General features: G+C 76.1%; 5 protein-coding genes and 1 pseudogene. 1 reads left to right on the top strand and 5 read right to left on the bottom strand.

What is annotated here, in order from left to right:
- Positions 1-447 precede the first annotated feature (447 nt).
- The 5 genes from recX to D450_RS0100620 all read right to left on the bottom strand — a co-directional run bounded on the left by recX (position 448) and on the right by D450_RS0100620 (position 4,168).
- Entirely contained in the window at positions 448-1,026 is a 579-nt protein-coding gene (gene recX, locus D450_RS0100600; protein WP_017536741.1) for a recombination regulator RecX, read from the bottom strand.
- Positions 1,019-2,218 (bottom strand): recombinase RecA, encoded by a 1,200-nt coding sequence (gene recA, locus D450_RS0100605; protein ID WP_241483002.1) that lies wholly within the window; start codon positions 2,216-2,218, stop codon positions 1,019-1,021. The genes recX and recA overlap by 8 nt, the downstream gene beginning before the upstream one ends.
- Positions 2,219-2,455: 237 nt before the next feature.
- Positions 2,456-2,650, bottom strand: coding sequence for a DUF3046 domain-containing protein (locus D450_RS32085; RefSeq protein ID WP_083932513.1), 195 nt, complete (start codon positions 2,648-2,650; stop codon positions 2,456-2,458).
- Positions 2,647-3,843, bottom strand: a complete 1,197-nt coding sequence (locus tag D450_RS0100615) for an MFS transporter (RefSeq protein WP_169541682.1) — start codon at positions 3,841-3,843, stop codon at positions 2,647-2,649. Before D450_RS0100615 ends, D450_RS32085 begins: the two co-directional genes overlap by 4 nt.
- 91 nt (positions 3,844-3,934) lie before the next feature.
- Positions 3,935-4,168: a DUF5957 family protein gene (locus D450_RS0100620; protein ID WP_017536745.1), complete on the bottom strand. Its 234-nt coding sequence runs from the start codon at positions 4,166-4,168 to the stop codon at positions 3,935-3,937.
- A 213-nt stretch (positions 4,169-4,381) separates the two neighbouring features.
- Here D450_RS0100620 and D450_RS29100 point away from each other — a divergent pair.
- A pseudogene (locus tag D450_RS29100) lies at positions 4,382-8,931 on the top strand (ATP-dependent helicase).
- Positions 8,932-9,939: the final 1,008 nt, after the last annotated feature.

The following is a 9,939-nucleotide window of genomic DNA, read 5'->3' on the forward strand; positions in this document are numbered from 1 at the left end:
CGGCCCCCGGGCCGCACCGGCGCGCACCGAGGACGCGGGCGACGGCGGGAGCGGTGGCGACGGCGGCGGGCAGGAGTCGCCGGACCTGATCCCCTGGTCGTCCCCGGCCGGCGACGGAACCACCGAGGCCGGCACGAAGAGCGGACCCCCCGCCACCGGGTGATGCCCCTGCGCGGAGGCACCAGGTTCCGGCGGTCGCGCCCCCGGAAAGCGCCCCTCGCCAGAGGACCTGCCCGGACACGTGGTCCGGTCGGCGGCGCCTGCCTCTCAACGCAGGAGTTAGGAGGCCTTCGAGACCGGGCGACACTCGACGGGGACGCCCGGTTCCGGCGGACGCTCTCCGACCGGCAGGCGCCTGGGCGCAGAGGCACGGTCGTGAGTCGGTGGCGGGCCGTCGGCCTTCGTCGCCCTGTTCCGCGGCAGGCGGAGGGCCCCTCGGCCGGGGCCTCACAGGTCGGGGTCGGGGAGCTCCAGGTCGGAGCCCTCGGCCTCCAGTTCCTCGCGGATGAGGCGGTAGGCGAGCCCGGCGGGGTAGCCCTTGCGTGCCAGCATGCCCATGGCGCGGCGGACGCGGGCCGCGTCGTCGCGGCCCCGGGTGGCCGAGAGCTTGCGCCGGACCAGGCCGCGGGCGGTGGCCTCCTCCTGGTCGGCGCTGATGTCGTCGACCGCGCCGCGCACGGTCTCCTCGTCCACGCCGCGCCGCCGCAGCTCCCCCGCCAGGGCGCGGCGCCCCAGGCCGCGACCGGTGTGCCGGGACTCCACCCAGGCGGCGGAGAAGGCGGCGTCGTCGATCAGCCCCACGTCGCCGAACCGCTCCAGGACCGTCTCGGCCACCTGCTCCTCCACGCCCCGCCGGTACAGCGCGTCGGCCAGCTGGGCACGGGTGCGCGGGGCGGTGGTGAGCAGGCGCAGGCACACGGTGCGCGCGTAGGACTCGGGGTCCTCCCCCTCCCCGGCGCCGGCCTCCGGGGCCGGGTCCTGCGACCCCGGCGCGGCACCGGGGCCATCGGACGTGCGGTCACGCATCGGCGGCGGCGCTCTTGGCCTTCGCGGTGCGCTTGGCGGCGGGCTCCTTGGCCGCCGCCCCTTCCTTGGCGGGCGCCTCCTTGGCCGCGTCCGGCGCGGCGTCCGGACCGGCGGCGCCGGCCGACGCCCCGGCGGCCCCCGAGTCGGCGGAGTCGTCGCCCTTCACCGGGACGCCGAGCTTCTCCTTGATCTTCTTCTCGATCTCCTGGGCCATGTCGACGTTCTCCCGCAGGAAGTTGCGGGCGTTCTCCTTGCCCTGGCCCAGCTGGGTGCCCTCGTAGGTGTACCAGGCGCCGGACTTGCGGACGATGCCGTTCTCCACGCCCAGGTCGACCAGGCTGCCCTCGCGGGAGATGCCCACGCCGTACAGGATGTCGAACTCGGCCTGCTTGAAGGGCGGGGCGGTCTTGTTCTTGACCACCTTGACGCGGGTGCGGTTGCCGACCGCGTCCGTGCCGTCCTTGAGGGTCTCGATCCGGCGCACGTCCATGCGCACCGAGGAGTAGAACTTCAGCGCCCGGCCGCCGGTGGTGGTCTCGGGCGAGCCGAACATGACGCCGACCTTCTCGCGCAGCTGGTTGATGAAGATCGCGGTGGTGCCGGTCTGGTGCAGGGCGCCGGCGATCTTGCGCAGGGCCTGCGACATCAGCCGGGCCTGCAGGCCCACGTGGCTGTCGCCCATCTCGCCCTCGATCTCGGCGCGCGGCACCAGCGCCGCCACCGAGTCCACCACCAGGATGGAGACCGCGCCCGAGCGGATCAGCATGTCGGCGATCTCCAGCGCCTGCTCACCGGTGTCGGGCTGGGACAGCAGCAGGTCGTCGGTGTTGACGCCGATCTTCTTGGCGTACTCGGGGTCCAGCGCGTGCTCGGCGTCGATGAAGGCGGCGATGCCGCCCTCGCGCTGGGCGTTGGCCACCGCGTGCAGGGCGACCGTGGTCTTACCGCTGCTCTCGGGGCCGTAGATCTCGACGATGCGGCCGCGCGGGATGCCGCCGATGCCCAGCGCCACGTCGAGCGCGATGGAGCCGCTGGGGATCGACTGGATCGGAGGGCGGTCGTCGTCGCCCAGGCGCATCACGGAGCCCTTGCCGAACTGGCGCTCGATCTGCGCGAGCGCGGTTTCGAGAGCCTTGTCTCGGTCTGCAGCTGCCACGGGGAACCCCTGTTGGGTCGGTGTCTTCTTCTTCATCTCGAAGGCGACGCTATGCGGTCGCCGCGACAATCCGCGACGGCGCTCGCCGCGCTGTGGACGGGTCGGACCGCCCCCGTCCCGCGGGGCCCGGCGCCACCCGCCTGCCGGTGGGCCGTCCCGGCCCGCGGGGTATCTCGCGCCACATCCGCGCACCCCGGACTCACCGACCACCTTACCCGAACTTCTGTTCGAGCGGGGGTCCCCGGGCCGGCCGCGTGTGTCGGGGGCACGCGCTCAGCGCACGGATTCGGGCAGGTCGAAGGCGTCGCAGACGCGGCGCCACACCTCCTTGGCCGAAACGCCCTCGGCGAGGGCCTGGGCCACGGTCCGCGAGCCCAGCCCCTCGATCACGTAGTCCTTGGCCAGGCTCTCCGCATACGCCTCGCCGAACTGCTCGTGCATGCGGTCCCAGAAAAGCGTCAGTCTCATCCCCTCCAGTATCGCGCCGACCGGACGCTCCCCGTGCGTCGGCGCAGGACAGGGGCGACCGCCAGGAAGGCCAGGGAGGCCGCGGCGAACAGCGTCCCCGGCCCGGCCGCCGCCGAACCGAGGCCGTAGGCGGCGAACACCGCGATCGCCACCCCCTCGGCACCGACCCCCGACATCGACAGCACGGTGGCCCGGGCGCCGCCGGACACGGCGTTCTGCAGGCGCGTCTCCGCGGCCACCGCCGCCCAGGCGAACACCCCGAAGGCGGCGGCCACCGGAAGCATGCCCAGGGGGTGCCCGGTGAGCGCGCCGACGGCGAGCAGCACGGCCCCGGCGGCCGTCAGGCCGGCGGCGTGCCGGGTTCCGCGCCCGGCGAGCCACTCCCCCGCCGCCGCGGCGGCGAAGGCGGGCACGAGCAGGAGCGGGACCAGCGCCGTGTCCCCGGTGAAGGACCGGGCGAGGACGGGCAGGTACTCCTCCATCGCGCCGGCGCCCATGAGCACCGCCACGGCGACCAGGGCCGGTCGGGCGCCGGGGGCGCGGCGCACCTCGGACAGGGCGGTGCGCAGGACCCCGGCGGGCGAGGCGGCACCGGGTCCGTCGGCCGCACGGCCGGCGGCACTGCGGTCGGCCGCACTGCGGTCGGGGTCCCCGGCCCGCTCAGGGAAGGAGAAGCCGAAGGGCACCGCCGCGAGCGCGGCGGCCATGCTCGCGATCCCCACGGCGGTGTACCCGCCGTGCGCCAGCAGGGGCGCCGCGACGGCCGAGGCCGCCACCACGGCGGTCGTGCCCAGGGCACGGGAGCGGCCGATGAGGCGGGCATAGGAGCCGCCAGCACCGACCCGCTCCAGCTCGTCGTACACGAGCGCTTGACGCGTCCCCGAGGCGACCGCCTCGCCGGTCCCCCACAGCGCGAACCCCGCCGCGAAGGAGGGGTAGGCCGGGAACAAGGTCCACAGGGCGAAGCCGGCCGCGGACAGCAGCGGGGCCGCGCCGAGCAGGCGGTTCCGGGGGACCAGGTCGGCGAGCACACCCGTGGGGATCTCCAGGCCGAAGGCCGTGAGCGACCAGATGATCAGCAGGGTGGAGATCTGCGCGGCGGAGAGCCCGCTGTCGGCGAAGAGCAGCACGTACAGCGGGTACAGCGGTATGAGGTCGACCAGGAAGGCGTACGGGTAGAGGCTGCGCGCGATCCGGGTCTCGGCCGAAGGTCAACATCGCCAGGTCATGACCGGACCCTATGCCGGGCCCACAGGGAAGGCAAGGGCGGTCGGGCCGGGCCCCTCACCCCTGACCCTCGGGCTCGTGCCCCCGCCTGCGGGCCACGATGATCGGGACGGCCACCAGCCCCACGACGGCGAGCGCGTAGGGCAGCAGGCCCACGGCGACCACCCAGGGCGTGCCGTCGGGCACCCCGAGCAGCCCCAGCGGGATGTGCACCAGCGCCGACAGCGCGAACCCGACGACCCATCCTCCGAACAGTCCGAGCAGCGCGGCCCCGACGATCCTCATCACCATCACCCGTTCTCCGTGCGTCCGTGCATCCGTGGAGGACGCGTGCGCTCCGTCCTCGGTCACCGGTGACGCTACGGAGCGGTCCGCACCCGGCGCATCGGCCCACGGACCCATTTCGGCGTACACCCGGGGGTGCAGGCGGTGCGCGGCGCCGGGACGCAGGCCGCCCCGGGCGGCCTGCGGGAAACCGTCGGAACCCCATTGCAGACTTGGGGCATGGCACACGACCCGGTCGAACGGTTCTCGCCCGCCACCCGCGCCTGGTTCCGCTCCGCCTTCCCCGGCGGAGCCACGCCCGCGCAGGAGGGGGCCTGGTCCCGGATCGCCGAGGGCGGCGACACGCTGCTGGTCGCGCCCACCGGGTCGGGCAAGACGCTCGCGGCCTTCCTGTGGTCGCTGGACCGCCTGGCCGCCGCTCCCCCGCCCGAGGAGCCCGCCGCGCGGTGCCGGGTGCTGTACGTGTCACCGCTCAAGGCGCTCGCCGCCGACATCGAGCGCAACCTCCGGGCGCCGCTGGCGGGGATCCGGCGGGAGGCCGAGCGCTCCGGCGCCCCCGTGCCCGACATCCGCGTCGGCATGCGCACCGGGGACACCCCGCAGGCCGAAAGGCGGGCCCTGGCCTCCGCCCCTCCTGACATCCTCATCACCACCCCCGAGTCCCTGTTCCTGGTGCTCACCTCCCAGGCCCGCGCAGGGCTGGCGGGGGTCGAGACCGTCATCGTGGACGAGGTGCACGCGGTGGCCGGCACCAAGCGCGGAGCGCACCTGGCCCTGTCCCTGGAGCGGCTGGACGCGCTGCTGGGCCGCCGGGCCCAGCGCATCGGGCTCTCGGCGACGGTCCGCCCGCACGAGGCCGTCGCCGCCTTCCTGGGCGGGTCCCGCCCGGCCGCCGTGGTCGCACCGCCGTCGGCGCCCCGGCTGGACCTGCGCATCTCGGTGCCGGTGGAGGACATGGCCGACCTCGCCGCCGCCCCCGACCCCGGGCGGTCCGGGCAGGCGGACGCCGCCGCCCGCACCTCCATCTGGCCGCACGTGGAGGAGGGGGTGCTCGACCTGGTCGAGGAGCACCGCTCGTCCATCGTGTTCACCAACTCCCGGCGGGTGGCCGAGCGGCTGTGCGCGCGGCTGAACGAGCTGGCCTCGGAGCGGGCGCGGCAGGCGCTGCCCCCGGAGGAGGTCCCGGCCCAGGTGCTGGGCCCGTCCGGGGCGAGCCGCGGCGCCGACGGCGTGATCGCGCGCGCCCACCACGGCTCGGTCTCCAAGGAGGAGCGCGCCGCGATCGAGGACGACCTGAAGCAGGGGCGGCTGCGGTGCGTGGTGGCCACCTCCAGCCTGGAGCTGGGCATCGACATGGGCGCGGTGGACCTGGTGGTGCAGGTGGAGTCGCCGCCGTCGGTGGCCGGCGGCCTGCAGCGGGTGGGGCGGTCCGGCCACTCGGTGGGCGAGGTCTCGCGCGGGGTGGTCTTCCCCAAGTACCGGGGCGACCTGCTGGCCTCGGCGGTGGTGGCCGAGCGGATGCGCGCCGGGGCGATCGAGGAGCTGGCCGTCCCGGCCAATCCGCTGGACGTGCTGGCCCAGCAGGTCGTGGCGATGGCCTCGGTGGAGGAGTGGGCGGTGGAGGATCTGGCGGCGCTGGTGCGCCGTGCCGCCCCGTTCGCCGCGCTTCCCGACTCGGCGCTGTCGGGGGTGCTGGACATGCTCTCCGGCCGCTACCCCTCCGACGAGTTCGCCGAGCTGCGCCCGCGGCTGGTGTGGGACCGGGAGGCCGGCACCGTCTCGGGCCGCCCGGGGGCCCAGCGGCTGGCGGTGACCGGCGGCGGCACCATCCCCGACCGCGGCACCTACGCGGTGCACCTGGCGGGGGCGGCCGGGTCGGGGCCCACCCGGGTCGGCGAGCTGGACGAGGAGATGGTGTACGAGTCGCGGGTGGGCGACGTGTTCGTGCTGGGCTCCACGGCCTGGCGGATCGAGTCGATCGACGCCGACCGGGTCCTGGTCGCGCCCGCGCCGGGCCGCCCGGGGCGGCTGCCGTTCTGGAAGGCCGACGCGGTGGGCCGCCCGCCGGAGCTGGGGCGGGCGATCGGCGCGCTCGCCCGGGAGCTGGAGGAGGCCGGCCCGGAGGCGGCCCAGGAGCGCGTGCGCGGGCTCGGCCTGAACGACTGGGCCGCCGAGAACCTCCTGGCCTACCTGGCCGAGCAGCGGGAGGCGACGGGCTCGGTGCCCGACGACCGCACGGTGGTCGTCGAGCGGTTCCGGGACGAGCTGGGCGACTGGCGGGTGGTGGTGCACTCGCCGCTGGGCGCGCGGGTGCACGGGCCGTGGGCGCTGGCCCTGGGCGCCCGGATCCGCGAGCGGTACGGCCTGGACGCCCAGGTGGTGCACGGCGACGACGGGATCGTGCTGCGCCTGCCCGACGTGGACGACGCGGAGCGGCTGCGCGTGGCCGACCTGCTGTACCTGGCGCCGGAGGAGACTGAGGACGCGGTCGCGGCGGAGCTGGGCTCCTCGGCGCTGTTCGCCGCCCGGTTCCGGGAGTGCGCGGGGCGGGCCCTGCTGCTGCCGCGCCGCCGGCCCGGGCACCGGATGCCGCTGTGGCAGCAGCGGCAGCGCTCGGCCCAGCTGCTGTCGGTGGCCGGGCGCTACGGCTCCTTCCCCATCGTGCTGGAGGCGGTGCGCGAGTGCCTGCGGGACGTGTTCGACGTGCCGGGGCTGGCCGCGCTGATGGCCGACATCCGGGCCCGGCGGGTGCGGGTGGTGGAGGTGGAGACGCCGCGCGCGTCGCCCTTCGCCCAGTCGCTGCTCATCGGGTACACGGCGGCCTTCCTCTACGAGGGCGACGCGCCGCTGGCCGAGCTGCGCGCCCAGGCGCTCACCCTGGACTCGGCGCTGCTGTCGGAGCTGCTGGGCCAGGCCGACCTGCGCGAGCTGCTGGACGCCGGCGTGCTCGCCGAGGTGGAGGCGTCGCTGCAGCGCCTGGCCCCGGACCGGCGGGTGGAGGGGCGCGGCCCGGAGGGCGCCGCCGACCTGCTGCGCGAGCTGGGGCCGCTGACCGGGGCGGAAGCGGCCGAGCGCGGGGCGCGGGCGGCGTGGCTGGAGGAGCTGGAGGCGGCCCTCAGGGCGATCCGGGTGCGCATCGCCGGGCGGGAGCAGTGGGCGGCCGTGGAGGACGCGGCGCGGCTGCGCGACGGGCTGGGCGTGCGGCTGCCCGGGTGGTTGGAGGACCCCGGCGGGACCGGGGGGCCCGGAGAGACCGCGTTCGCCGGGGCGGCCGAGGCGTTCTCGCAGCCGGTCGAGGACCCGCTGCGCGACCTGCTGTCCCGGTTCGCGCGCACGCACGGGCCGTTCACCGCCGAGGACGCGGCGGGGCGCTTCGGCCTGGGCCCGGCGGCGGTGCGCGAGGTGCTGCGGCGCCTGGCGGGTGAGGGGCGCGTGGTCGAGGGCGGTTTCCGGCCGGGCGGTTCCGGGAGCGAGTGGTGCGACACGGGTGTGCTGCGCCGGCTGCGCAAGGGGTCGGTGCTGCGGCTGCGCAAGGAGGCCGAGCNCTGGGCCGGTTCCTGCCGGCGTGGCAGCATGCGGCGTCGCCGCTGCGGGGGCCGGACGCGGTGTTCGAGGCGGTGGAGTCGCTGCGCGGGTGCCCGGTTCCGGCCTCGGCGCTGGAGTCCCTGGTGCTCCCGGCCCGCGTGCACGGGTACGCGCCGTCGATGCTGGACGAGCTGACGCTCGGCGGCGAGGTGGTGTGGTCGGGGGTCGGGCCGCTGGGCGGCTCCGACGGGTGGGTGTGCCTGGTCCCGGCCGATGAGGCACCGGAGCTGCTCCCGGACCCGGGCGGGGTGGAGGAGTCGCCGCTGCACGCCGCCGTGCTGGGGGCGCTGGAGGACGGCGGGGCCCTGTTCTTCCGCGACATCGCCGACCGGGCCGCCGGCGAGCAGGGCGCGGCCGCGGTCTCGGACGCCGCGCTGGTGGCGGCGCTGTGGGAGCTGGTGTGGGCGGGCAGGCTGGGCAACGACACCCTGGCGCCGCTGCGCGCGCTGCTGGGCGCGGGCGGCACGACGGCCCACCGGAGGCGCTCGCGCCGGCCGGTCATGCCCGGCCGCATGGGCCCGCCGACAGTGGCGGGGCGGTGGTGGCGGCTGCCGGAGCGGGAGGCGGATCCGACCCGCCGGGGGCTGGCGGCGGCGACGGCCCTGCTGGACCGGTACGGGGTGGTGACACGCGGGCCGGTGGTGGCCGAGCAGGTGCGGCGCCGCACGGGGGAGCGCTCGGGCGGCGGGTTCAGCGCGGTGTACCCGGTGCTGCGAGGCGTCGAGGAGGCGGGCAAGGCCCGGCGCGGGTACTTCGTGGAAGGGCTGGGCGCGGCCCAGTTCGCCCGGCCGGGTGCGGTGGACCGGCTGCGCGCGTTCACCGGGGACGGGCACCCGCTGGTCCTCGCCGCCGCCGACCCCGCGAACCCGTACGGTGCGGCGCTGGCCTGGCCCGACGCCGAGGGCGGACGGCCGTCGAGGAAGGCGGGGGCCCTGGTGGTCCTGGACGACGGCGCGCCGACCCTCTACCTGGAGCGCGGGGGACGGTCGGCGGTGACCTTCGGTTCCGGGGAGGGGGCGCTGCACAGGGCGGCCGAGGCCCTGGCCGAGACGGTCCGCGGAGGCGGCCTGGCGTCCCTGACCGTGGAACGCGCCGACGGAGCAGAGGTGTTCGGCACCCTCCTCGAACCCGCCTTGAAAAAGGCCGGCTTCCACCCGACCCCGAAGGGCCTGAGACTGAGGTAGGAGGTAGGCGGACGGGGCGTCGCGACGGGTACAGGCCGTAGAGAGTCCGTTCCACGTTCAGGGGCCAGGGCGGGGCGGCGGCGACGGCACGACAGGTGCCCCGCTCACGGCCACCGGGCGGGCGGCGGGCCGCCGCCGGTCAAGGGGGAAGGGCAGCAACGAACAAGGCCAGGCGGTTCCCCGGCCCCACCAGTCGGCCGTCAGGCTTCTCGCGGTCCAGCAAGATCAGCGGCATCGGCACGGCAGGTACCCCGCTCACGGCCCCAAGCCGGGCGCCGGGCCGCCGCAGGCCGGGGCGGTGGGCGGCGACGAAGGAGCGGGGCGGTTCCCCGGGGTCGCCGGTCGGCCGCCGGGTTTCTCGCGGTCCAGCAAGATCAGCAGCAACGGCGGGTGCCCCGCTCCAGGGCCCCGGCCGGGCGCCGGGCCCCTGCGGTGCAGGGAGATGAGCGGCGACGAAGAAGCCAGGAGGTTCCCCAGGGGCGCCGGTCGGCCGCCGGGTCACCCGTGGTCCGGGAGGGATGGCGGCAACGGCAGAGCCGGTTCCCCGCTCTCGGCCCCCGGCCGAGCGGCGGGCCCCCTCGGCGCAAGGGGAGGGCGGCGACGACGAGGCGAAGCGGCTGCCCGATGCCGGCGGTCGGCCGCCGGGTGGCCTGCCGCCCTGGAGGGCCCCTTCTTTTTCGCGTTCCGGGCATACCGGGCGCGCGAGGCGGCACAAACGAGAACCCTCTGCATCGAGAGTGGTGGTATCGCCACGGAATGTGCAATTCCGTGGCGATGCCACCACTCTCGTCGAAGAACAGGCCCTTCTGGGGCGGTTTCCGACGGACATGGCCCGCCAGGCGCCCCGCTTTCCGGATCTGAAGAGGGAGCAGGCCCCACGCACCCCAGAGCGCCGCCGGTCGTGTCCGCTGGCGTAGTGGGACTCTCCGGGCCCCGGCCGCCCCCCCGGGGCACTGCCTGCCGCCCGTATCGACGCCCCCGTTGATCTCGGGAAAGTCGGGGTAATAC

This window comes from Nocardiopsis halophila DSM 44494 (assembly GCF_000341245.1).
Lineage (GTDB): Bacteria > Actinomycetota > Actinomycetes > Streptosporangiales > Streptosporangiaceae > Nocardiopsis_A > Nocardiopsis_A halophila.

What these genes read in the sequence shown, in the direction of transcription:
- recX (WP_017536741.1), bottom strand. Translation starts at nt 1,026, where the DNA reads ATGCGTGACCGCACGTCCGATGGCCCCGGTGCCGCGCCGGGGTCGCAG.
- recA (WP_241483002.1), bottom strand. Translation starts at nt 2,218, where the DNA reads ATGAAGAAGAAGACACCGACCCAACAGGGGTTCCCCGTGGCAGCTGCA.
- D450_RS32085 (WP_083932513.1), bottom strand. Translation starts at nt 2,650, where the DNA reads ATGAGACTGACGCTTTTCTGGGACCGCATGCACGAGCAGTTCGGCGAG.
- D450_RS0100620 (WP_017536745.1), bottom strand. Translation starts at nt 4,168, where the DNA reads ATGGTGATGAGGATCGTCGGGGCCGCGCTGCTCGGACTGTTCGGAGGA.